Here is a 24,498-nt window from a genome sequence, read left to right as displayed (position 1 = left end):
AAAAACCAGCCTGAACAGTTAGTCTGGCAGGTTCAGAACGTATGTAACCGCTACGCTCTCACATTAAACCTACCTGCCGGCTAGGCAGGAATTTTAAACATTGCATTTTGTGAAGTAATTTTTAAAATTTATTAATGCTCCTTTCATCTGGTTAAAAATTGTATTGATTTTAAAATGAGGGCGATAAAATTTTTATGTATAAATCAATAGCCGCGCTGTATTCCGTTCCCCCCGCATGGAGTACATCGACTAACTTCTTTCCCTATTTATCTACCCCGGACAACAAAAGTTCGGCCTTGGTCTCGTTCATCGCGGCCTTTTCCTCGGCAGTGGCAAACCTGATGCCGAGGGACAAAAGGGCTGCACATACTACAAAACCACCTATAACAAAAAAGCCATTGGAAACCGCTGAAGCGGCAGCTGTGGTCTGGGCAGCCTTTGCGGCCTCAACGCCCAATTCGCTGTTGGCAGCTATGGCAGCACTTTCGGCTATGGCCGATTTGGATTTTAATAACAGGGCGGCCAAAAAGGCCCCTACGTTCCCCCCTGCCCCAACAATTCCGGAAATAGATCCTATGGCTTTCTTATTAATGAACGGCACTACAGAAAAAGTGGCACCTTCCGCCATTTGTACGGTAAGACTGAAGGCGATTAAAAATACCATTCCAAATACCAAACTAGTGGTCATGGAAAAGACAGAAAGCATTAGTCCTTCCATAGCCAGGATAAGGGCAAGAAAAACTACCCTACCACGCAGGCCACGAAACTTGCCGAAAAGGTCTCCGAAATAGCCGCCTAATGTTCTGGCAAAAATATTCATGAGGGCAAACGATAGTACCAAATTTCCGGCGGTAGGGCGATCCAGGCCAAATCTATTCTGAAGATAATCGTCCATAGTACCGTACACCGTCAATTCTATTCCAAAGCAGGCCGCATAGACTAAAAACAATATCCAGACCCTGTAATCCTTTAATGTACTCAAGAAGGATACTTCATCTTTCTTTAAGTTGGGCATTTTGCCTGCCAACTTCAGTTCTTTAAAATTACCTTCAGGGGTATCCTTGGTAAAGAAGTAATATATTAATCCCATAGAGAAACATATAACCCCTGCAATTACCATAGAATATCTCCAAGCTACCTCATCGGCAATTCCAAAACCAACCACTCCTGCTGCGATCAATGGCATACCCAAGCGGTTGGCTCCGCCACCAAGATTGCCCCAACCAGCCGAAGTGGCATTTGCCGTGCCCACTATATTGGGAGCAAACATTATGGAAGTATGGAATTGTGTAATTACAAAAGAAGCTCCTATAAAGCCGATAAACAATCTACATATAAGAAATTGAAGTGGAGTTTGTACCAATCCTAGCAGTATTACAGGTATGGATCCAAGTATCAATAAATAGGTATAGCATAATCTAGGGCCGTATTTATCACATAACTTTCCTATTAATAATCGGGCAAATACAGTTCCGGAAACCGCCAATATAATGGAGTTCCACTTTTGTGCAGGGGTCAATCCCAGATCTTTGACCACGTCCGGCATAAAAGGAACTATCCCGAACCAGGCAAAGAAACATATGAAAAAGGCTATGGAGGTTATCCAGAAGGTACGTATGGGAACGCTTTTGAAGTTTAAAAGTTCTAGTTTCGTAGCTTTGGCGGAGATAAATTCTTTCATAATACAGTTGTTTTTAAGTTCTTTATTTTGATTAATGATTTCAAAAATACGTATTATTAAGTATTAATACTTAAATAATTTACGTAACCTTAAAAATTGATACTGTTTTTATGAAGGTGAAAAAATAGTGTACTTGCTATTATGGAATTCCAATTTCAATAGTATTCTTTTTGATATATTTAAAATGTTGGTTTTGTAGTTGGAGTGTCTGAAGAAATTTTTCTTCAAAAAAGAACGGAAACCTCTTTATTTCTTACTAAGTAGTTGTTATTGTGCGTTATATGTATTTTAATCATTAGGAAAATCCGTACTTGGCAGGCCACAATTGGGATTAGTCCGGCATCTTCCAAAGTTCTGTATCCTCTGATGTCAATAAAGTCTTTTTTTGGGCCTTACCGGTTAAATTTACTTTTGGGTCGCTGTACTTACCTATGATTTACAAATTTTTAGCGGATTGAATTAATAATTTCGCAATAAAACTACGTATTTATTTTCATTATTTTATATCAATATTACGTAATAATACGTAATATTGTTCCGTAATATTTAATTGTGTGCGTATGAAGACCGTAATTGTTGTTGGAAATGGAATGGTAGGGTACAAATTCTGTGAGAAATTTGTATCCAATGTAGGCCAAGATTTCTTTAAATTGGTTGTTTTCGGGGAGGAGTCTAGAGTGGCCTATGACAGGGTACATTTAAGTGGTTTTTTCGAAAATGGAGATGCGGAACGGTTATCCATGGCTCCCCGGGAATGGTACCAAGAAAATAATATTGAACTCCATACCAATGAAAGGGTAACGGACATTCATAGAAATTCCAAAACGATCACCACGCTTAGCGAAAGGACCTATAATTATGATTACCTGGTATTGGCCACCGGCTCCAGTCCGTTTGTGCCACAGATGAATGGAGTGGAAAAGGACGGAGTATTTGTATATAGGACCATAGCGGATCTAGAAGATATTTTGGCCTATGCGGACAAAATAAGGAAGACCGTCAAAAGACCAAAAGCGGCCATATTGGGAGGGGGATTATTAGGTCTTGAGGCGGCCAAGGCGGTTATGGATATGGGAATGGAGCCGCACGTGGTAGAATTTGCACCTAAATTAATGCCAAGACAGTTGGATACCCGTAGCAGCAAGGTGCTTCAGGTGAAATTGGAATCTATGGGAATCCATATCCATTTGAGTAAGGCAACAAATCAAATTTTGGGCAACGGCCATGTAATAGGGATGGAATTTGGGGAGGACGATATATTAAATGTGGACATGTTGGTCATTTCTGCAGGAATAAGGCCCAGGGATGAACTAGGGAAGAGCTGTGGCCTTAAAATAGGCACTAGAGGAGGCATAATGGTGGATAATACAATGAGAACTTCGGACCCCAATATCTTCGCTATCGGTGAAATTGCCCTGTACAACCAAATGATCTATGGTCTGGTCGCCCCTGGATATGAAATGGCAGGGGTAGCCGTGGATCAAATTATAGGGAGGGAGGAGACCGTGATGGCAGCAGAAATAGATATGTCTACCAAACTTAAGCTCATAGGCGTGGATGTAGCTAGTTTTGGAACCCCCTTTATGCCGGCCGAAAAAGGGCACTCCATTATTTTTGAGAACAAAACGGAGAGTCTTTATAAAAGAATTAATGTAAGCCATGATGGTAAAAGGCTTCTGGGGGGGATCTTAGTGGGGGATGCAAAGGATTATAACATGCTCTTGCAGATGTATCTCAATGAAATGCCCTTGCCCAAAAACCCTGAAAATCTTATTTTAGGCAGTCGCGGTGGAGAGGATGTGTCCTTTGGCAGTGCCATGGATCTACCGGATACGGCCGTGGTTTGTTCCTGTGAAGCGGTTACCAAAGGGCAAATATGCTGCTCCGTAAAAGAAGATGGTAACGAAAGCGTAAAGGCTATTTCCAAAGCCACCAAGGCAACCACTGGTTGTGGCGGATGCAAGCCGATGGTAGACGATTTGGTAAAGGAAACACTTAAATCCCTCGGGAAAATGGTCAAGGAGTCCGTTTGCGAACATTTCGATTATTCCAGACAGGAACTGTACGATATTGTAAAGCTTAAAAAATTCGAGGACTACGACTCCCTGTTGGACGAAATTGGAAAAGGACATGGGTGTGAGGTCTGTAAACCTGCAGTGGCCTCCATTTTTGCCAGTATCTACAATGAGACCGCCAATAAGCAGGCTACCATTCAGGATACCAACGATAGGTATTTGGCCAATATCCAAAGGAACGGTACCTATTCGGTAGTTCCCAGGGTTGCGGCCGGTGAAATTACCCCGAAACAGCTTTTGGCCATTGGGAGAATAGCACAGAAATACGATCTGTACACCAAAATTACAGGCGGTCAGCGTATAGATATGTTCGGGGCACAATTGTACGAACTACCTCTTATATGGGAGGAATTGATAGCAGAAGGTTTTGAAACGGGGCAGGCCTACGGTAAATCGCTGCGAACCGTCAAAAGTTGTGTAGGTTCTACATGGTGCAGGTATGGAATGGATGAAAGCGTAACTTTTGCCATCGATATCGAGAACCGTTATAAAGGGATACGTTCGCCACATAAAATAAAGGGCGGGGTTTCCGGATGTATCAGGGAATGTGCAGAGGCCAGAAATAAGGATTTTGGTTTTATAGCCGTAGAAGGGGGATGGAATGTTTATATATGCGGAAATGGCGGGGCCAATCCACAGCATGCACAATTGCTGGCAGAAAAGGTAGACCGGATAACGGCCACCAAATATGTAGACCGATTTTTAATGTACTATATACAAACCGCTCCTCCCCTGACCCGGACAGCCGCCTGGTTGGATAAACTTGAGGGCGGTATAGATTATGTGAAGGAGGTTGTAATACAGGATTGTCTAGGTATTGCAGATCAGTTGGATAGGGAAATGCAATATTTGGTGGACACCTACAAATGTGAATGGAAAGAGGCGGTTGAAAATCCTGAAATAAGGGCAAGATATACCCATTTTGTGAATGCCGAAGAAACCGATGACAACATAGAATTTGTTTCCTTAAGGGAACAAAAAATGCCCAAGGCATGGGTTTAACGATTATGTTGGGAGCAAACCGCTCCAACCAAATCAAAATATCTTCGATAACAGATCGAACAGCATTACGACCTTAAAAATATATACAGATGATTTCAATTTTGAACACTTACGAGGCAGTGCAACCTGAAAAAGTGGTTTTTTGGTTTAAGGCGGCCCCTGTAACAAAATTTCCAAAAAACGGCGGTGCCTGTGTAAAATATAAGGAAATGCAAATTGCAGTTTTTAATTTTACCAGGGAAGGGAAATGGTATGCCTGCCAGAATCTATGTCCCCATAAAATGGAAATGGTACTCTCCAGAGGAATAATAGGGGAAGAACAAGGAGAACCCAAGGTAGCCTGTCCGCTGCACAAGAACTCCTTTTCCTTAAAAACAGGAAAGCACCTCAATGGGGATTTGGGCCGTATAGCTACTTATCCGGTTAAAATAGAGGGCGACTTTGTTTATATTGGTTTTTCTGAATAGCTTTGAAAAAAACCTAAGCGAATTATGGCCCCGGAAAAATTAAAAAATGCCTTCCGCCTATTTGACGAGGCAAATGCCAAGGACCCCAATGTAGAAGTTTGGCAGGGAAAGGAATATCCCAAGGAATTGTTGTACGCCATGAGAATGACCGAGAAATTGCAAACCTTTGATCCTGAAGCTCCGGAATCCTTGCAGCTTACGGCTAGATGCCAACACATCCGTAGGTGGGAAATTCCTAGGGAATCCTACGACATGAACAGGGCGGGCTATTTAAAATGGAGGCAGGACCTTAAAAAATTTCATGCCGGGAAAGCGGGCGATATTCTAAGGGAAGTGGGCTATGATGAGGAAATGATAACTAAGGTTGCCTTTTTATTGGAAAAGAAACAGCTTAAAAAAAATACGGAAACACAGACATTGGAAGATGTAATTTGTCTAGTTTTTTTGGAATTCTATTTTGAGCCCTTTTCCCATAAATACCCCGAGGATAAATTAATTGATATCCTGCAAAAAACATGGAGAAAGATGTCCAAAAAAGGACATGAAGCCGCTTTAAGACTACCTTTGTCCAAGAATTCCCTAGAGTTGATAGGCAAAGCGCTCAAGGCCTAATGCCTAATTTTTGGGCAATACCAATTGGGAAATGAACAACGACAAACATCTTGCACCCCTGGATACTACCACCTTTCAAAGGATCCGAAATTGGTATCTATTTGCATTGGCTACTATTGCATTGAGTATTATTGTTGCCCAAATATTGATTCAGCATCATTTAAATTCCCAACTGGACGATTCAAAAGTAATCAACGTTGCGGGAAGACAAAGGGCCTTTAGTCAAAAATTGACCAAGGAGGTATTACTTTTAAAGGAAATGCCCGGTCCAGGGGAGAGAACCCAAACATTTAATGAATTGAGGGAAACCTTAAATGTTTGGAAGGCATCCCATCAAGCCCTTCAACATGGTGATCTGTACTTGGGTATCTCAAAGATCGAGAATGAGGAAGTCCAAGCCCTTTTTAAGGATATAAACCCTTATTACGATGCCATGGTAGGTGCAGTGGAAAATATAATAACGGATTATAAGGAAACAGGAAAATCGATTCCCGACCCGTTGTACGTTGATATTCTTTTGAAAAATGAAGGTGCTTTTTTGAAGACAATGGACACCATCGTCAATAAGTATGATGCCCTAAGTAAATCACATTTACAGAATTTAAAGTTTAAGGAATACCTTTTATTGGCAATATCGCTCCTTATATTGCTTCTGGAGATATTCTTCATCTTCAAACCTCTTTCCCTGCAAATTAGAAACACTATCAAGAATTTAATTGTAGCACAGCATAAATCGGACGAAAACACCAAAGAGATCAAAAAACTTTTCCAAGAAAAGGAAAAATCACTACAGGAACTACAGGAACTTAATTTTGTGATAGATAATGCCGCCCTTTTTGCAAGTATCGGAAAAGATGGAAATGTTGTTTTTATAAGTAAAAAGTTCAATGAACTTTTAGGGCGTAACGATCAAAATGTAAATATACCATTATACGAAATTTTAACAACGGACGAGGGGCAACAACAATACCTGGCGGAAGTATTAAAAAGCAATAGAAAAAATATCAGGACAGAGGAGATAAAGATCAAGACGGCCCAAGGGGAGTCGCTCTGGTTGGATATGTCCATTATACCAATACATCAATCAAGTGCCCAACAGTCCATTCTAATATTATGCTCCGACATAACCGAACGTAAGCGCACCGAAATAAAAGTAGCACAGTTAACCCAGGCCAATTATGAAGAAACCATGAGGCAAAAGCAGCTACAGGCCATTCAGATCGTTGAGGGCCAGGAGGAGGAACGTAAAAGAATTGCCAAAGATATCCACGATGGTATAGGACAAATGTTGACCGCTTTGAAGTTTAATATAGAATCGATCAATCTGGGCAATATGGAAAAAGCTGCCGAGAAAATAGAATTCATTAAAGGTCTTGCCAGCGATTTGATAAAAGGAGTACGTACCGCCACCTTTAATTTGACCCCTCCGGAGCTAAGTGATCATGGAATATTTCCGGCACTGCTAAAAATGACCCTTGAACTCTCCAAGCTTACCGGTAAAAATATACTCTTTGAAAATAAGACCAAGGAGAATATTCGTTTCAATTCCTTGGCAGAGACCAATATTTATAGGGTGGTTCAGGAAGCGGTGAATAATGCCATTAAGTATGCCGAAGCCAACTATATCTTGGTATCCATTAATTTTAATGATAATACCCTAAGTGTAGTCATAGACGACGATGGCAAAGGCTTTGACGGTTCTATATCGGAAAAAGCGCCCAAAAATGCAAGTGAAGGTGGAATGGGACTTTTTTTTATGAAAGAGCGGATAAACTATATCAATGGACGCCTTTTTATTAATTCCCTGCCAGGTAAGGGTACTAGGGTCACTATAAATTATAAACTTTAAATAGATGAAACCGACATGTTTAAAATAATCATAATACACACAGTTAAATGATTATTTTAAACATCAAATCCATCCGTACCGGCACGGGCGGGAATGACTTTGTCGGGCTGGTGTGACCATTGAAAAACTTGTCTGCCGAACAGGTAGGCAATAAATATAAACACATGAAAATAAGGATAAAGGGAAACTCGATACGCTATAGATTAACCAAAACAGAAGTAGAAGCTTTTTGTAAAGTGGGATTTTATGAGGAGCAAACAGGGTTCAAGGACCAAATTTTTAAGTATGTACTGCGGAGCAGGGAAAATATTTCCCATCTGGAGGCCGATTTTAAAAATGGCACTATAACCATGTATCTACCGGAGCAGAATAAAAAGGAATGGGCCAATAGTGAGCTTGTTGGTTTTCAACATTCCATTTCCATCGGCAAAGACATGGAACTCCACTTACTTTTGGAAAAAGATTTTGTATGTCTGGATGAAACCGTGGAAGACCAATCCGATAATTATCCCAATCCGTTGATGGGCAAAAAGAAATAGGTTTACTCGATTATCGAGTAAATGTGAAGCGCCCGATCTAGGACCGGGCGCTTCGATAAATAAAAGTGAACAAACTAACTAAACTACTGAACTATATGTAATATTATTCATTTAAAAGTGCTGTAATCTCACCAGCTGAAAGAGCCTTGTTATATATTCTTAGATCATCCACGAGGCCGGTCATCGCCGCCCTTCTGTCATCACCCGCATTATAGGCACCGGTACCATCCTCCCATATCGTGATAGGATAATCATTGGCCACATCATATAAGGGGCCTGCTACGGTATTCAAATCAAATGAGGTGGGTATGGTAGTATTGCTAAATTCAACACCATCGATATAGACGGATAGTTCCCCATTTACCCTATCAAATACTATTGTGGCCATATGCCATACATCATCTGACAATGCCGGAGCCTGAGGATTCATTTCTGCGGCCCTCCAATCCATTCTATTTTCGCTGGCGATATTTACGATCCAACCATGTTCAGTCCCATTTCCTGGCGCATACTCATGACCATCGTCCGTACATAACAACCAGCCTAAATTTCCACCACTGCCCCAATCTTTATTACCTATAATTGCCGGGTCGGAATCGGTACCAGCCAATTTTAACCAAAGGTTCACGCTGAAGTTATTCGCAGCTGAAACCGACCTTAATAATGGGTGTACGGGCAATTGTGCATAGGCACCTGCATTAAACCTGGCTACTTGGCCCCTAGTAGCATCACTTTCGAATGTAACCTCGGCAGTGGCAGTAGGACCCAGTACGGCATCAAATTTATTTCCACTGATATCGGAAAGGTCGGTATCAAAAGGAATATGGACCGCCAACTCTGTACCGCTGCCAGTTACTGTGGTAAAGTTATAGGAACTATTATCGGTTATCCCTGTAAATGAATTCCCCGCTATATCCTTAACTACCCCTGACTCAAATTGAACGTAGTACCCTTTTCCAAATGCCAAAGGAGCCGGATAACTTACCTTTATAACTTCTTCATTTATGGATACGCCCTCACCCTCTGCATTTATGGTATGGACGGCAGTGTCGGTATCCGCATCATAAATTATAAAACTACCAACAGCAGTCTTGACCGGTTCGTTAAAGGTCAATTCAATGGCAAAAACAGACGCCTCCGCCTCATCATCCATAGGATCCATGGATACGAGTTCCGGAGCTACCAGATCTCCCGCATTTCCGCCTGTCTTAAAAGTCCATGCCTCATTATCCGGCATTCCAAAATATCGGTTTCCAACACTATCCACAACAATGCCTTTATCCAAAACAACTTGATAATTTCTCCCCGATAAAAAGTCCTGTGGGTTTATGGTCATCACCCTGTTCACATTGCTCAAGGTTATGTTGGCATCATTAACGTCAAAGACCTGTTTGGCATCTTCTACGTCCGTGGTAATGGTAATTTTACCTTGGCCCTTGTAAACAATGTCGTCGAACGTAATCACTAGATTACTGTTAAGGGCAACACCATCTACTCCTGAAATAGGGTTATAGCTAATTACATATGGATTGGTTATATCCATGTCATCTTCAAGATTATTATCATCACAGGACAGTAAAAATGTAAATAAAATAAGGAGTCCGGAGACAAAGGAGCTATACTTGAATTCTATATTTTTCATAATTTGTTTTTTAAGGTTGTAATTATTGTTTTAAAATTAGTCAACATCCCACCAAACATGGGTGGTATGCTCATCTGGGCCGCCCAATAGGCCAATGGCCGACTGATAGTTTTCTTCGTTCAAACGCTGTTCATCAGCAGGATATAGGGCCCGTACAGGAATGTAACCAATACTATTGGGCGCCGGGGTAATTGTTGGCACACCGGTTCTTCGCCAATGAGACCAGGCCTCTCCCCCATTGAGAAATAAGGCAAGCCATTTTTGTATATGAATTTTATATAACTTTTCGTCCTGGGTACCGGTATAGGCCACACCCTCTTGGGTATAGTAACTGGAAGGTGCTATGACCTGAGCGGGGGTTGGCAGTGTAAAGGAATCGGGGATACGGGAGGAATAATAGTCAAATTGATTCCTGATGCCGTTAAGATAATAAGTTTCGGCATTCCCGGTACTTATAAATCCTTTTTCCCTTGCTTCTGCCAGAATAAACTGTAACTCCGAATAGGACATTAGGATACTCTGTGCCGCATTCTCCGACGCCAGGTCTGGAGCAAATTGTCTGGGGGCCCATAAGAGCCCGATGGCGGAATGATTTTGGGACCCCCCGTTCCACTGTTCAACATCATTGATGCTGTTGGGTACTCCACCGTATTCGGGCGACCCCGTATTTGCAGATGCAGGGGTGGGCATGGCAAATACCGGCAAACGCGGATCATTCAGATCTTGCAGGATCGTAGCCATGGTATTGGAAATTCTGGAAGAAGAGACCCAATCACTTATATTGCCCCTAAAAGCCGGATGCTCATTGCCCAAATCCGTTAAATATTGGAGTGCGGCCTGATCCGTATCTGAAGTAAACAATGGAAAGGCACTGGGGTTGCCTACTATACTTTGCATATCGGCGGATGGGTCCTTTCTGTCGGATTGCCGCATTAAAATACGCAGTCGCAGTCCGTTGGCAAATTTTTTCCAGCCCGTAACATCACCATTGTACAGAATATCCCCGATAACCGTTTCTTTGGAAGTACTTAACAGTTCATTGGCCATTTCCAGTTCTGCCAATATTCCTGCATATACGGTTTCTTGGGAGTCATACTTGGGAAAGTTAACGGCATCCTGGGCCTTTCCTGCCTCTGTATAGGGGATAGGTCCAAAATTATCCGTAATACCCTGAAAAATCCAAGCCCTTAATATCAAGGCTATACCTTTATAGTTGTCCAAACCGTCCTGTTCAGCGGCCGCGATCAATTTATCCAAGTCCTTAATTTGGTCGTAATTGCTCCAAAAGAAACGGTCCGCCTCGGCCCTTGTCCAATTTCCATATGTACTGGCAAATTGATTGGCAACTTGATCGGCCACTACGGCAAACCTATCAAATGAGTTGTCCCAACTTCTATTGGCAGTGGTCCTAATTATTCCTGGCAATAACAGCCCGGGATTGTTCAAGCGATCGGCCGCATTGGGATTGGTATTGATTTCCTCAAAATCTTTGGTACAGGAATACATTACGAACATCGCACTTATTCCCAATATTATTTTAGAAAATTTATTTTTCATCATTATCCTTATTAAGATTAAAATTTCAAGCTTAGGTTAACACCTATGCTTTTTGTGGACGGAAGGCTCATGTTCTCAAATCCAGGAATTAATCCACCACCGGATGTTGCAACCGCTACTTCAGGGTCAAAATGTATATTACTTTTTGGGGTCCATAGAAATAGGTTTCTGCCCACAAGTGAAAGTCTAACATCTTTTATAATGCCTCCAAAGGCATTGTCGGGAAAGGCAAATCCAAGTCTAAGTTCCCTTAACTTAACATAAGTGGCATCAAATAATTGGGCCTCGCTAATGTGGTCCAATTGGCCTTTGTAAAAACTTCTCACATCGGTCCCGTACACTCCTTGGCTATAAGTACCATCCGTACTGGTAGAATTGGGCACATATGCTTCCCCTACCAGCGCGGCACCCGGAATATAATACGGGTCATCGTATTCTTGGCCCACCGGTCTTGCACTTCTACCTTCCCCACTTTCTATGAGCTGGCCAGCGCCAACCCCCTTGTTATAGAATCTGGAAATAAATTCTCCTCCGTAGCGCACATCCAACAATACCGAAAGACTTATGTTTTTATAGGTAAATGAATTGGTTACACTGCCAATCCAATCCGGATTGAAGTTTCCAAGGTAGATATCCTCACTGGTAATTTGCGCACGGCCATCAGTACCAATGATAATTTCGCCTGCCATGGGACCACTTTCAACCCTTTCATATCCAGGGCCCCAGATGGCACCCATTTTTTCACCGACCCTGGCCTGTATGGAGGCATCTTCTCCTGGTGCACTTTGTGTTATGGAAGTTATCCCATCGGCCAGTTCAATTACCTTTCCTTCATTTTTGGACCAGTTGAGGGTGAGATCCCACTTAAATACGTCGCCAATTTGAATCGGGGTAGCGTTCAACATCACCTCAAAACCCTTGTTCTGTATCTCCCCTGCGTTGATGACCCTTGAATTGTAACTGGTAGAAGCTGCCAATGGAATGCCAATGATCTGATTTTTGGAACGGGTATCATAATAGGTCAGGTCCAACCCCAAACGATTATTAAAAAATCTTAAATCGGTACCTACTTCATAAGTAGTTACATTCTCGGGCTTAAGGTTATTGTTCTTAAGGCTGTTTCCGCTTACCAAAGCATAATTGGCGCCCCATGGCTGCTGAAAACCGAAAGTGTCTATAAGATTATAGGGACCGGTATCGCTGCCCACCTGGGCGGCACCTAACCTTAATTTTGCCAATGTTACCCAATCGGGCATTTTAAAGGTATTGTTCAATAATGCACTAAAAGAAAGGGATGGATAAAAGTAGGAGTTGTTCGATGCCGGTAGGGTACTGGACCAATCGTTCCTAGCAGTAATATCTAAATAATAGGTACCCAAATAATCCAAATAGGCAAACGCATATAAACTGTTCACGGCCTTTTGATAGCTGGAGGAGCTGGCAACTATATCCGCTGCACTGTTGGCAATGGTATATACACCCGGTACCAATAGTTCCGGTGCCTGGGTTAGACTACTCCTTCCTTCCACCTTCAATTGGTTGCCCCCAATGGAAACATTGTAATTGAAATCCTTGCCCAGACTATTCTTATAGGCCAAAAGAAAATCATAATTACGTTCCTCATAAAACTGTGAAACCTCTTGATATCTTCCGTTTTCGATACCTACGGTGCTAACGGCCCATTGTTGGGGCCTAAAATCATTGAACACATCGGTACCGGCACGCAACATTAAGGAAAGGTGGTCCGTAAAATCATAATTCAGGTTTACATTGCCGAAGAGGCGGTGTTTGTCCTGACCTTTGGTATTTTCATATTGGTAAAAGAAGGGATTGTTATGGTTTTCCCCATAGTTGTATTGGAACTGCTTTGTTCCCTCAAAACCTCTTTGCCAATAATCCCTCAGGGCATTAATGTCCATATTCCTTACGGACCAGTTCATGAAATACATGATGGTGTTACGATCATATCCTGTTTCGGGACGGTTGGCACTTGTAGTGTTAACATAACTTACCGTGGCGTCCGCCCTAAATTTATCCGTAAAGTTGAACCCTCCCTTAAGGGCAATGGTATTTCGTTTTAAATCGTTATTGGGAATAGTTCCGTTCTGATCCAGACTGGTGTACGAGAGCCTAAAATTACCTTTATCATTACCTCCAGAGAGCGCCACGTTATTAAAGTAGGTGTTTCCAGTTTTAAAGAAGTCCCTCATATTATTGGGATAGGCGATCCATGGGGTTGGAATGACCTCTCCCCTATTGGGATTGGCCACATCACTACCGCGCATTCCGCCCAGGGTTGGGGATTGAAACTGTCTTTCCAAGGTACCTACATTAAGTCGGGGTCCCCAACTTTCATCGTAGCCATCGCGAATACCATCCGGGTAAATAGAGAAACTGGCACCAAAATTGGAACCTTCGTACATGCCGTTCAGACCTTGTCCAAAATCATTTTGAAATTTAGGAAAACGCAGCAAGCTCTCCAGGGTGGTCCCGGTGGTTACACTTACCCCTAGTCCAGTATTGTTTTTACCCGATTTTGTGGTGATTACAATTACACCGTTCGAGGCTCTTGACCCATATAGGGCCGAAGCAGCTGCTCCCTTTAGCACGGTGACCGATTCTATATCTGCTGGATTGACTTCGGCAGAGCTACTACCATAATCCGCACTGGTGGAATTACTTGTTCCAGCATTTCCGGTAGGAACCCCATCAATAACATATAAGGGTTGGTTACCTCCAAAATTAAGGGAACTCTCCCCTCTAATAATAATTCTTGAAGAAGAACCAACACCTCCAGCCGATGAAATATTAACACCGGCAACCTTACCTGAAAGCGAGTTTACAAAGTTGGATTCCCGTGCCTCGTTTAGATCTCCGCCTTGAATTTCTTGAACGGCATAGCCCAATCCCTTTTTTTCCCGACTGATCCCCAATGCGGTAACCACTACTTCATCCAGACTATCACTGCTTTCCTGTAGTACAATGGCAAGATCGGTTTTTCCGTCAAGGGCAATTTCCTTGGTAGAAAATCCAATATAGGAGACCACTAGGACCGCATTGGCATCGGTTACCGAAATAACGAAATTACCATCAAAGTCGGATTGTGTCCCATTGGTCGTACCTTTTTCTACAATACTGGCCCCTGGCAAGGGCGTACCATCCTGATCGGCCACTGTTCCTATAATTTCAGCCTGCTGAAAATCATCTCCTACATCTTGGTTGCCCAGATCCCCCGCTCCTTGGGCCTTCTCTTTTACAAGAAATATTTGCTGATCAATAACATAGAAGGATGTTCCGGTATATTTAAATATGTTCTTGATTACGGAGGTTACCAATTTGTTCTGGGCGTTGACATTGACTTTCCTTGTTAAATCAACATCCTTTAGTTTATATACAAATCTAAAGTCTGTATTGCTCTCGATCTGGTCTAGTACCGATTTTACCGAAACATTATCCAAGTTCAAGGTAATCTTCGTACGCTGCGAATACGTTGTATTGGCATGTAGGGAAAAAAAAGTAGCAAGAATAATAATAGTGCTCAGTTTCATCTTAAGTGAAAGTTGACTAAATGAACCAGACCTTCTTTTTAGTATAAGAAGTTTTTTCATACTTTTATAGTGTTTAAATGTGGTTTTTTATTTAAGATCACACCATAATAATTCGGGGAATGCGGCAACATTTCCCGGATTTTTTGTTTTAAATTTTAATTTAAAAAGGTGAAATCCAATGTTCTGATTTTGAATTTTTAGTTGGTCCTTTTTATATCATAGGCATTGATTATTAAGTTTAATGAATTGTTATTTCTTTTCCATTTATGGCGAAATCCAGATTATAGATGGACCTAAAATATTCCATGACCTTTTCAATGGGCGCATTCCTAAAACTTGCATTGAACTTTTCCTGATTTATGTCCAGGTTATTGTTTATTATGGAAACATTGTAGTGACGTTCCATTTTCTTTAGGATATTCTCAAAGGTCATATTTCTAAAAACCAATTCTCCACTTATCCATGAAGTGTATAACGAGGTAATTACCTTTTCTGAATCCAAAGTATTCCTATCTTTGTCAAAGCTTCCTTTATTTCCAGGAGCCAATAAAAAACCGTCTTTTTGAAATTCCTCATTTTTGTTGTAAAGTCCAACAGAACCCTCAACCAAAACCACTTCGGTCAACTCGTCCTCTTCATAGGCCGAAACATTGAATTTGGTTCCCAAGACCCTAATGTTTAAATCCCCGGAATTAATGATAAAGGGATTATTTTGGTCTTCGGCGACATCAAAAAATGCTTCCCCTGTTAAAAATACTTGACGATCCTTGCCGGGGATAAACTGTACTGGATATCTCAAAGAGGTTCCGGCATTTAAATGTACTTTGGAGCCATCGGATAGCACAAGCTCAAAATTCTTGCCAAATGGTACCTTCAGGGTATTGTAGATCAATTCATCGGAAGGCTTTTTTGCCGTATATGAAAGCTGATTTCCTTTTTGTCTACCTACAATATCACCATTATTATTCATTACCTCAGAGGTTCCATCTTCTGCAATGACCTCAATTTCTCCATTCTGAAGTTGTAATGTCACCACTTCCGAAGCTTCCCTATTTTGGTTTGGCGAATCAACAACTACACTCTTATTGGGAACGTATTGGGAATTAAAAAAATAAAAAAGCGTGGCAAGTCCCATTACCATTGCTATTACAGCTGTATATCGTAAAACCGGTTTTATCTTAGAAGAGGAATTACCAATAGATTTTTTTTGATCGTTGCCGATGGCTATAATTTGCTGGAATATCTTGTCCGAAGATTCGTTATCCATTTTTTCCAACAACTCCAATTGGGTTGTCAGTTTCTCCAAATCCGGCATATCCGATGGATCTTCGGCATTTTTGAAATAGAGGATCAATCTATCCAATTCTTCCGCATTGCATTGGTTCAGTGCAAATTTTTGAAGTAAAGCTTTTATTTCTTTATTATGGATCATGTATAGGTCAACAAGGGTATCTAATACATAGTATACAATCCACAAAAAGAAAAGTACTAGTCACTTTCCTTTTTTTAATAAAAAAATCTTGAAACTTATTATTCCCGAAGTAAATATGGGTCCAAGCGGCGCAGGTTTCTCCATACCGATAGCTTGCTAAAAACACATACCGGCCTTTGCCGGTCTGCCCCACTTTGTTAAGACGGGGTTTTAACTCCAACCGAGGCCAATAAAAAAAATAAACAACAAGGTAAAATTACCATTGATTTCCAAATAGGTCCTTAAAGAATCCAAGGACTTGCTCATATGATTTTTAACGGTACTTAAGGATATATGAAGTTCCGAGCTAATTTCTTCATAGCTTTTATCCTCCTCGCGGGACATGGTAAAAATTAGTTTTCTTTTTGGGGATAGCCTGTCAATGGCCATTCTACGCATTTGTTCGTATTCGGCCTCCAAAATTTGATTTTCAACAGGGTTGTAGGAATCCTTTGGTTTAATGAAAATTTCATCCCTAAGCTTTTTATCGCAGGCCGCCTTTTTTAAAAAATTGAAGGAAAGATTTCTAGCAATAGTAAAAACAAAGGACTTAAAGGACAGATCAGGATTAAGCGTATTCCTGTTGAGCCAAACCTTTAAAAACACCTCCTGAACTATTTCCTTGGCATTGGCCGATGATTTTAGCAAACTATAACTATATGCATATATATCTGGCCTGTACTTATCATATAGGCTTTTAAACGCTTTCTCATTGCCTTTGGAAAGTTCAATGACCAATAATTTTTCAGATATATTTTCTTTGCAAAGCATGAGCTTCAGTATTATTAATATCCAACTGCCAGAAAATTATTTTTAATAGTACCCTTTTGGAAAATTCTATTTCCCTAGGTAAATCTAATACATATCATGTCCAGTTTTAATGGGCTGACCATTGATAACGAATATTTTATATTGACCATACAATTTCATAACACAGCCAAGTAAAAACTTTCAAAATTTGAGTTGAAATGGATGCACAATATGGGTTCTGAATATTTATCAGGAGTTAATATACAAATTAAATTGACCTATATTAAAAAAAATTGCCAAAAAAAGGAGAAGTTACGGGATGGCAGGAACAATTGTGGTTACGATTATATTGGAGATATTTTTTGATCTTCTTTTTCTATCTTAAGCGTTTTATAGACTTCGTCTATTATTTCCAATCTATCCGCGAGGACTATCAAGGTGTCATCAATTTCAATTTTTGTTGAACCACTAGGGGTAATATATTTATTGCCTCTTTTGATCATTGCAATTATCGCATTCTTAGGAAAGCCCAGTTCCACTATTTTTTTATCGGTGGCAAAGGATTCCGAACCTATTGGAATCTCTCTCATTATGGTCTTGGGATCTTCAGAAAACAGCAAATCTGTTGGCGATAACTTTTTTGCCTTTTCAGGAATGGCCACACCTAACCAATTAGCCACTAGAGAGAGGGTAGTTCCTTGAATCAGTATAGAGGTTACCGAGATAAAAAAAACAATATTGAAAATCATATTGGCCTTGTCAATTCCCGCCAAAAGAGGGTAAGTGGCAAATACGATGGGAACTGCTCCCCGCAAACCGACCCATGAAATGTAAAATCTCCTTTTCATCCGCATTTTGAAAAAAATCAAACTAAGAAATACACTTATTGGTCTGGCCACAATAATGAGAAATAAGGAAATAAGTAGGCCTATCCCTATATACGGAACAATTTGGGAAGGAAAAACCAACAGTCCCAAGGTTAGGAAAAGTACGATCTGCATTAACCAAGCCAAGCCATCGAACATTTTTAGAATGGTCTTCTTGTGTATTAAATCTTGATTGCCAAGGTATACGGCACATATATAAATGGCTAGAAATCCATTGCCACCAACAAAGTCGGTTGCAGAAAATGTAATGAACATTAGCGCAATGACCAATACGGGATAGAGACCTTCAAAGTCGAGTTTAATGTTGTTGATTATATATTTGCTCAGTTTTCCAAAACCGAAACCTGCCGCTCCGCCCAAAATCATTTGTTGCAAAAATAAAGGTATAATGGAATATATGCTTTGGTCCTGGTGGATAACCAGGGTCAAAAAAGCAAGGGTAAGGACATAGGCCATAGGATCGTTACTACCGCTTTCCAATTCCAAGGTAGGTCTTAGATTGGTTTTTAAGGCCAAACTTTTGGATCGTAAAATGGAAAAGACGGCAGCCGCGTCCGTAGAGGATACAATGGAACCCAGCAGCATACTTTCGTAAACCGTGAAGTCGGTAATCAACCAAACAAAGGCGCCAAGTGAAACGGCGGTCAATAATACGCCCAAGGTAGACAAAACCAGCCCTTCCCTAATAATGGGCTTAACTGTGCCCCAGTTGGTATCTAGCCCTCCCGAGAACAAAATAAAATTAAGGGATACGATACCGATGAATTGGGCTATTTTAGGGTCGTTGAATTGGATTCCTCCAATGCCTTCGGAACCGGCCAACATCCCTATGGCCAAAAAGAGCAATAGGGTCGGCACCCCAAATTTATAGGAAGTCTTACCAACAATGATACTTATAAAAAGTAGTATTGAACCGACTAAAACTATATTTTCTATGGTTAAATCCATTATACGGAACTAAATAAGGTTTTGCGTAAAAATAAGGGTTCTTTTTTAAGATTGTATATAAAATCTAATATTGAAGTGATTTAAACTTTTCTCAATTGGCTAAAAAAATGAGTTCTATTTCTTGGCAACCCAGTCCGCACTGTTCCTCAATATGGTTTTGTAGGTCTTTAGGCCGTGCCCCCTTTCGTCATGCCCCGGGGGCCGTTACCACAATGACCCCTTGCATCATGCGCCAGTGCCCGGGAAAGGTGCACACAAAGGGGTAGGTGCCCGGGGTGTCCGGAAGTTTAAAAATTACGGACCCCGTAACGCCCGGTGCCAACATATCGGTAGCGCCCAGTACGTACCTCGATTTGGGTACATAGCCCATTTTCTCGGCTTCCGGATTTTTCAGGAACCCGTCCACCATGGCCCCGAAGGTCTCCAGGCTGCCGGGCTGGACCACCACGAGATTATGGGACATCTGGTCCCTATTGTTCAGGACGATCTCCACGGTCTGTCCGGCGGTGGCATGGAGCGTCCTTTTATCGAAGGCCATTTCCTGATCCACGGTATTGAGCACAAAGGTGACATCGGCCCTGATCTTCCCGACCTTGCCTATGCCCAGATCGATGAACTGGTCCCCCCCGGTATTGGTACAGTGCACCGCGATAAGGTTCTTTCCCTTTTTGAACAATTGTCCCTTTTCACTATCCAGCTTTATGTACTTATAGTCCTCGGTGGAGCCCGCTTCCGCGATCAGGAGCTGTCCGTTGACGTAAACTTCATAGTCGTCGTCATGGGCGATCTTCAGCACCGGTTCGATAATTTCGTCCGTAATGGACACTTCCTTGCGCATCCAGATATCGGGACTGCCCCATGGGGTGTTGGCGCCATTGATGCCGTCGCCCCCGAACTTGGCCGCCCCCTCTTTCCATGACGAATCGTCGAAGCCCGACTTCGTCCAGTTGTCCGCCGGCTTGTTGGTAGTATACTTCCATATGGATTTCTTTTCCCCGGCCGAGGGGACGACCATTTCCACCGAGGCAGGGTCCACCGCCTCGGAGTTGGATTCCCTGAAATAAATTTTAATGGCGGCATTGATCCATTTATCGGAAATACTGGAACCGTCCCGGGCAATTTTTTCTATCTCCGTGTACAGGGCGTTCGATTCCGGCAGTTCCCCCGCCCGGAGCAGTGCCGCCAGCCTGACCTGTAGGTCCGGACTGCTTACAAGGCCGGACGAGGCCAGGATTTCACTGCTTTCCACAGTGGCCGGCAACAGGGCCAGTGCGGCCCTTTTTACGGCATAGGAACCATTGGCCAGTGCTTTTTCCACCACCCCGCTTGCAGCGGCATTGCTACCGTTAAGGGCCCCCAGTCCCTTTAAGGTCCACAGGGCGTGCAGGGCCCCGGCATTGGGGCCGCTCTCGCCAATGTTATCATTGTTCCCGGCCAGTTCTATGAGGTCCGGGACCAGGGACACCTTCCTGTTCTCCACTATCAACCGTTGCGCCGTGGTCCGCCAGAACATATTGTCGCTCTGCAGCGCCTCCAATAGCGCCCCGTCGTCTTCGGGGTCCAGGGAAGTAATGTCCGGGCCGTCGCCGTCCTCATGGACGATGACGTATATCCTGCCGTGGCCATAGTCGCGCAGCTTGTTTATATGGGCGTTGCCCTCGCCCTTGTCCGCGTTCCAGATCTGGTTGTCCATCCCCCGCTTGTCCGGGTTGTGCTGGATCACCGGGTTGTACCAGTCCGCCACCCACAGGTTCCCGTCCGGACCGGTCTCCGCGAATACGGGGGCCGTCCAGGCATCGGTACTGGCAAAGATATTGCCGCCGTCCACCTCCTTGTAGCCCGCCCCGTCCCTGACGATCTTCGCAATGTGCACCAGGTGGCCCGTAGGCTCGCTCACGTACATCTGGTTCCGGTATTCCTCCGGATAGTTCCCCGCCGTATAGAAATTGGCCCCGGAGGCCGCGGTATAGCCGCCCCTTACGTCCACCTGCTGCAATGGAACGGTATCCACGGGACTTATTTCGTAGTGCCCCTGGATAAAATCGGCATTGACCGCCCAGGAAGGCAGTTTGTCCAGATAACCGTAATGTTTTAATGGGATCCCCACATAACAGCAGTGGTTGTTGTTGGCCGTGGACCCGAACACTTCGAAGTTCTCGTTGAAGCCGAGGCCCCAGGTATTGTTGTTGAACTGGCCCACGGGCTCAAAATAGGAGCCGTCCCTGGAAAACCTGTAGACGCCCATCTTGAACTCTACCGGTCCCCCCCCGAACCGGTTCCCGAAGCCCGAATAGCCCACCGAGCCCCAGATCATGTTGTCCACCCCGTAGCGCAGGTTGGAAGGACCGGCATGGGTGTCAAAGGTCCCGAAGCCATCGAACAGGACGGTCCTTCCGTCCATCCTGTCGTCCCCGTCGGTATCCTCCAGAAAGACCATATTCGGGGCCTGGGCCACAATGGCGCCGCCCTTTGCCAGGACGATCCCCGTGGTCAGGTTCTGGTCCGTGGCAAAATCGGTGAACTTATCGGCCCTGCCGTCCCCATCGGTGTCCTCGCAGATGGTGATCCTATCGCCGCCCACATCGTTGGCCAGTCCGTGGGGATAGTCCTTGGACTGCACTACCCACAGCCTGCCCCTCTCGTCCCAGGTGAAGGCGATGGGGTTGATGATATCGGGCTCGGCGGCGTATAGCTCCGCCCTGAAGCCCTCCGGGAGCTGGATGTGCCTTTGGCTGTCCTCGGGGCTCAACGGATCCTGGACCCTGGGGTCCACTCCCGTATAGGTCAGGGGCGGCGGCGGCGCCTTTTCCCCGGAACAACCGGACAGTGCCATCGTTGCGCATAATAGGACTGAAAGGTAAGCGGTGGTATTCTTCATTTTTAATGGTTTCAATTTCGTTTTCGGTTTTTATGTTATGGATTGCCCCGGCCAGGCCGGGGCGCTTCCGTTTTATTTTTTTTGCCATCAGATCCGTGGCCGGTATCCCGAATAGGGTTCGTTTTCACTTACATCTACAGTACCCGCTCCCCACCCTTCCGGCGGGGACAGGATGGCCAAAAATTCCAGTTCCCCCTCCCCGGCGTTAAAGGTGCCGTGGGCCACACCCGCGCCTATATAAACGGAGTCGCCCGGGCCCAACAGCTGCATCTCGTCCTCTATCCACTGTTCGGCAGTGCCCCTGAGCACATAGAGGATCTCGTGCATTTCCGGGTGCACGTGGAAGTTGTGGCCCCCGCCCTCGGGCACCGCCACCCTTACCATATAGGAACCGGCCCCTTCCATGGTATCCGGGCGGTAGTGCCAGTAATGGTCCCGCCCGAAGGCCGTTTCGAACACCTGGTCTTTTTCCCTGACGAATTTCCAATTCTTTTCCATAGGCGGACTATAGGGTCAGGGCCTTGAATTCCCTGGTCAGATCGGTCAACGACCGTTCCACTCCCATCCGCTCCAAAGAGGACGCCCCCACAAAGCCGTGCAGTCCCTTGCAGTGCTCCAGTACGTACTTCACGTCCGCCGGGGTGTTGATCGGCCCCCCGTGGGCAAGAAGGAAGGTATCGGGGTTCGCCCTCTTCACGGCATCCACGATCTTCTGCGTGCGCTCCAGGGCATCGTCCATACTGGCGGTGGCGCTGGTGACCCCTATGGATCCCCCCACCGTGGTCCCCACATGGGCGATGACGGCATCGGCCCCCACACCCGCCATCTGTACGGCCTCCTCCGGTTTTCCTACATATACGATGGAGAACAGGTCCATTTTGGTGGCCAGTTCCACCATGTCCACCTCCTTTTGGAAGCTCATTCCCGTTTCCTCCAGCACCCTTCTGAAATGCCCGTCGATAATGGAATGTGTCGGGAAATTATTGACCCCCGAGAAGCCCATGTCCTTCACCTTTCCCAGAAAGTGCCACATCCTTCTTCTCGGGTCGCTCCCGTGCACCCCGCATATTACGGGAATTTCCTCCACTACGGGCAGCACCTCGAACTCCCCGATCTCCATGGCCACCGCGTTGGCGTCCCCATAGGCCATCATCCCCGCCGTGGAGCCGTGGCCCGACATCCGGAACCTCCCCGAATTGTAGATGATGATCAGGTCCGCGCCCCCCTTCTCTATGAATTTCGCGCTGATGCCCGTGCCCGCGCCGGCAGCTATAATGGCCTTTTTTTGGTCCACCACTGCCTGCAGCCTGTCCCTAACTTCTTGTTTTGTGTAAGGGTTCCCCTTACCTGTCCATCGATTTGGCATAATTCCTATTATTTTTTGATTTAATCGTTTTTGTTCAACTTTTTTTACTTTCCTTTTATTCCGCTTATCTAACCCTTGTCAAAGCACATAATGGTGGACATAATATTTTTGGCACAGTCCTGAATCAACTCAGGAGCTTTATCCATAGCCTCCTGTAACTCCATAGGTTGGTTTACTATGGAAAATACGGCATGAACGCCCATTTTATATATTTCCTCAATTCCCTCCCCTATTTTTCCAGTAATCACGATTACCGGCACTTCATGTTTTTTTGCCATGGCGGCAATCCCTGAAATAGTTTTGCCGTGTAGGGTCTGTTCATCTATTTTTCCTTCGCCGGTAAATACCAGGTGGGCCCCTTTTATATGTTCTTCAATTTTAAGGGTCTGCAGGATTAATTCGATCCCATTTACCAATTTTCCCTTTAAAAAAGCCATTAATCCCGCACCGCTACCTCCGGCCGCTCCGGATCCAGGTACCTGGTCGATATCGATTCCCAATAGAGACTCGATGCAATTGGCATAATGGGCAAGGTTGTTGTCCAAAATTTTCAAGTCTCCCTTACTTCCCCCTTTTTGTCCTCCGTAAACCATAGAGGCACCATTTGCACCGGTAAGGGGATTGGATACATCGCAGGCAACGATTAGCTCGCAATTATGAATTCTCTTGTCAAAAAAAGTCAGATCTATGGTGTTCAATCGATCTAAACTGCCACCTCCCTCAGGGATTTCTTCGCCCCTTTTGTCCAGAAATTTGGCTCCCAGTGCCCTGGCCATTCCGGCTCCCCCATCATTGGTGGCGCTTCCTCCTATACCGATAATAATCTTATTACAGCCTTTATTCAAGGCATCCTTGATCAACTGTCCTGTACCAAAGCTTGTTGTTATTAAAGGATCCTTTTCGGATTCTTTTAGCAGTTCCAGTCCAGAGGCTCTGGCCATCTCGATAACGGCCGTTTTTTTATCCTCTAAAATACCATATTCGGACATTATGGGCCGCATAAGGGGGTCCATAACGGAAACCGTAATCCTTTTGCCCCCAGACCCGCCCAAAAGGGTATCCAGAACTCCTTCCCCGCCATCCGATATCGGAATTTCGATGATTTCCGCCATCGGTGCCATCTTTCGTATTCCGATGGCAATGCTGCGGGAAACTTCCCGTGCCGATAAACATTCCTTAAAAGAGTCAGGGGCTATTACTATTTTCATTGTATGTGGATTGGCTCC

16 protein-coding genes are annotated in these 24,498 nt (G+C 44.0%); 5 read left to right on the top strand and 11 right to left on the bottom strand.

The window, feature by feature from the left end:
* Nucleotides 1-262 precede the first annotated feature (262 nt).
* Nucleotides 263-1,681 carry an MFS transporter gene (locus D0S24_RS04965; RefSeq protein ID WP_117018760.1) on the bottom strand — a complete coding sequence of 473 codons (1,419 nt, stop codon included), beginning with the start codon at nt 1,679-1,681 and terminating at the stop codon, nt 263-265.
* A 560-nt stretch (nt 1,682-2,241) separates the two neighbouring features.
* On the opposite strand from D0S24_RS04965, the gene nirB reads away from it, so the two are divergent.
* The 5 genes from nirB (at nt 2,242) to D0S24_RS04940 (ending at nt 8,225) form a co-directional block, all read left to right on the top strand.
* A complete protein-coding gene (nirB, locus tag D0S24_RS04960) occupies nt 2,242-4,758 on the top strand; it encodes a nitrite reductase large subunit NirB (RefSeq protein ID WP_117018759.1) in 2,517 nt (838 codons plus the stop codon).
* Nucleotides 4,759-4,847: 89 nt separating this feature from the next.
* On the top strand, nt 4,848-5,225 hold the full coding sequence (gene nirD / locus D0S24_RS04955) for a nitrite reductase small subunit NirD (RefSeq protein ID WP_117018758.1): 378 nt from the start codon (nt 4,848-4,850) through the stop codon (nt 5,223-5,225).
* 24 nt (nt 5,226-5,249) lie between these two features.
* A complete protein-coding gene (locus tag D0S24_RS04950) occupies nt 5,250-5,837 on the top strand; it encodes a DUF4202 domain-containing protein (protein ID WP_117018757.1) in 588 nt (195 codons plus the stop codon).
* A 31-nt stretch (nt 5,838-5,868) separates the two neighbouring features.
* On the top strand, nt 5,869-7,686 hold the full coding sequence (locus D0S24_RS04945) for a type IV pili methyl-accepting chemotaxis transducer N-terminal domain-containing protein (RefSeq protein WP_117018756.1): 1,818 nt from the start codon (nt 5,869-5,871) through the stop codon (nt 7,684-7,686).
* Between the two features lie 164 nt (nt 7,687-7,850).
* Nucleotides 7,851-8,225 (top strand): DUF7009 family protein, encoded by a 375-nt coding sequence (locus D0S24_RS04940; protein ID WP_117019313.1) that lies wholly within the window; start codon nt 7,851-7,853, stop codon nt 8,223-8,225.
* Nucleotides 8,226-8,328: 103 nt separating this feature from the next.
* On the opposite strand, the gene D0S24_RS04935 is transcribed toward D0S24_RS04940, so the two are convergent.
* The 10 genes from D0S24_RS04935 to D0S24_RS04890 form a co-directional block, all read right to left on the bottom strand.
* Nucleotides 8,329-9,867, bottom strand: coding sequence for an Ig-like domain-containing protein (locus D0S24_RS04935; protein ID WP_117018755.1), 1,539 nt, complete (start codon nt 9,865-9,867; stop codon nt 8,329-8,331).
* Between the two features lie 36 nt (nt 9,868-9,903).
* Complete coding sequence (locus tag D0S24_RS04930) at nt 9,904-11,427, bottom strand: SusD/RagB family nutrient-binding outer membrane lipoprotein (RefSeq protein ID WP_117018754.1); 1,524 nt, start codon at nt 11,425-11,427, stop codon at nt 9,904-9,906.
* Between the two features lie 14 nt (nt 11,428-11,441).
* Complete coding sequence (locus D0S24_RS04925) at nt 11,442-15,032, bottom strand: SusC/RagA family TonB-linked outer membrane protein (RefSeq protein ID WP_117018753.1); 3,591 nt, start codon at nt 15,030-15,032, stop codon at nt 11,442-11,444.
* Nucleotides 15,033-15,210: 178 nt separating this feature from the next.
* Nucleotides 15,211-16,404 carry a FecR family protein gene (locus D0S24_RS04920; protein WP_117018752.1) on the bottom strand — a complete coding sequence of 398 codons (1,194 nt, stop codon included), beginning with the start codon at nt 16,402-16,404 and terminating at the stop codon, nt 15,211-15,213.
* Nucleotides 16,405-16,614: 210 nt separating this feature from the next.
* Nucleotides 16,615-17,214 (bottom strand): RNA polymerase sigma factor, encoded by a 600-nt coding sequence (locus tag D0S24_RS04915; protein ID WP_117018751.1) that lies wholly within the window; start codon nt 17,212-17,214, stop codon nt 16,615-16,617.
* A 323-nt stretch (nt 17,215-17,537) separates the two neighbouring features.
* Nucleotides 17,538-19,028, bottom strand: a complete 1,491-nt coding sequence (locus D0S24_RS04910; protein WP_117018750.1) for a potassium/proton antiporter — start codon at nt 19,026-19,028, stop codon at nt 17,538-17,540.
* A gap of 187 nt (nt 19,029-19,215) precedes the next feature.
* Nucleotides 19,216-21,861, bottom strand: coding sequence for a PVC-type heme-binding CxxCH protein (locus tag D0S24_RS04905; RefSeq protein WP_251795748.1), 2,646 nt, complete (start codon nt 21,859-21,861; stop codon nt 19,216-19,218).
* A 132-nt stretch (nt 21,862-21,993) separates the two neighbouring features.
* Entirely contained in the window at nt 21,994-22,404 is a 411-nt protein-coding gene (locus D0S24_RS04900; RefSeq protein WP_117018748.1) for a cupin domain-containing protein, read from the bottom strand.
* A 7-nt stretch (nt 22,405-22,411) separates the two neighbouring features.
* Nucleotides 22,412-23,272, bottom strand: coding sequence for a phosphoenolpyruvate hydrolase family protein (locus tag D0S24_RS04895; protein ID WP_117018747.1), 861 nt, complete (start codon nt 23,270-23,272; stop codon nt 22,412-22,414).
* Nucleotides 23,273-23,340: 68 nt separating this feature from the next.
* Nucleotides 23,341-24,480: a glycerate kinase gene (locus D0S24_RS04890; RefSeq protein WP_117018746.1), complete on the bottom strand. Its 1,140-nt coding sequence runs from the start codon at nt 24,478-24,480 to the stop codon at nt 23,341-23,343.
* Between the last annotated feature and the right edge of the window lie 18 nt (nt 24,481-24,498).

This window comes from Arenibacter sp. P308M17 (assembly GCF_003426735.1).
Lineage (GTDB): Bacteria > Bacteroidota > Bacteroidia > Flavobacteriales > Flavobacteriaceae > Arenibacter.
The sequence above is the reverse complement of the archived record's forward strand: the minus strand, read 5'-3'. Positions and strand labels throughout refer to the sequence as shown.

Coding starts and splice junctions, on each gene's coding strand:
- D0S24_RS04965 (WP_117018760.1), bottom strand. CDS start 1,681: ATGAAAGAATTTATCTCCGCCAAAGCTACGAAACTAGAACTTTTAAAC.
- nirB (WP_117018759.1), top strand. CDS start 2,242: ATGAAGACCGTAATTGTTGTTGGAAATGGAATGGTAGGGTACAAATTC.
- nirD (WP_117018758.1), top strand. CDS start 4,848: ATGATTTCAATTTTGAACACTTACGAGGCAGTGCAACCTGAAAAAGTG.
- D0S24_RS04950 (WP_117018757.1), top strand. CDS start 5,250: ATGGCCCCGGAAAAATTAAAAAATGCCTTCCGCCTATTTGACGAGGCA.
- D0S24_RS04945 (WP_117018756.1), top strand. CDS start 5,869: ATGAACAACGACAAACATCTTGCACCCCTGGATACTACCACCTTTCAA.
- D0S24_RS04940 (WP_117019313.1), top strand. CDS start 7,851: ATGAAAATAAGGATAAAGGGAAACTCGATACGCTATAGATTAACCAAA.
- D0S24_RS04935 (WP_117018755.1), bottom strand. CDS start 9,867: ATGAAAAATATAGAATTCAAGTATAGCTCCTTTGTCTCCGGACTCCTT.
- D0S24_RS04930 (WP_117018754.1), bottom strand. CDS start 11,427: ATGATGAAAAATAAATTTTCTAAAATAATATTGGGAATAAGTGCGATG.
- D0S24_RS04925 (WP_117018753.1), bottom strand. CDS start 15,032: ATGAAAAAACTTCTTATACTAAAAAGAAGGTCTGGTTCATTTAGTCAA.
- D0S24_RS04920 (WP_117018752.1), bottom strand. CDS start 16,404: ATGATCCATAATAAAGAAATAAAAGCTTTACTTCAAAAATTTGCACTG.
- D0S24_RS04915 (WP_117018751.1), bottom strand. CDS start 17,214: ATGCTTTGCAAAGAAAATATATCTGAAAAATTATTGGTCATTGAACTT.
- D0S24_RS04910 (WP_117018750.1), bottom strand. CDS start 19,028: ATGGATTTAACCATAGAAAATATAGTTTTAGTCGGTTCAATACTACTT.
- D0S24_RS04905 (WP_251795748.1), bottom strand. CDS start 21,861: ATGGCACTGTCCGGTTGTTCCGGGGAAAAGGCGCCGCCGCCGCCCCTG.
- D0S24_RS04900 (WP_117018748.1), bottom strand. CDS start 22,404: ATGGAAAAGAATTGGAAATTCGTCAGGGAAAAAGACCAGGTGTTCGAA.
- D0S24_RS04895 (WP_117018747.1), bottom strand. CDS start 23,272: ATGCCAAATCGATGGACAGGTAAGGGGAACCCTTACACAAAACAAGAA.
- D0S24_RS04890 (WP_117018746.1), bottom strand. CDS start 24,480: ATGAAAATAGTAATAGCCCCTGACTCTTTTAAGGAATGTTTATCGGCA.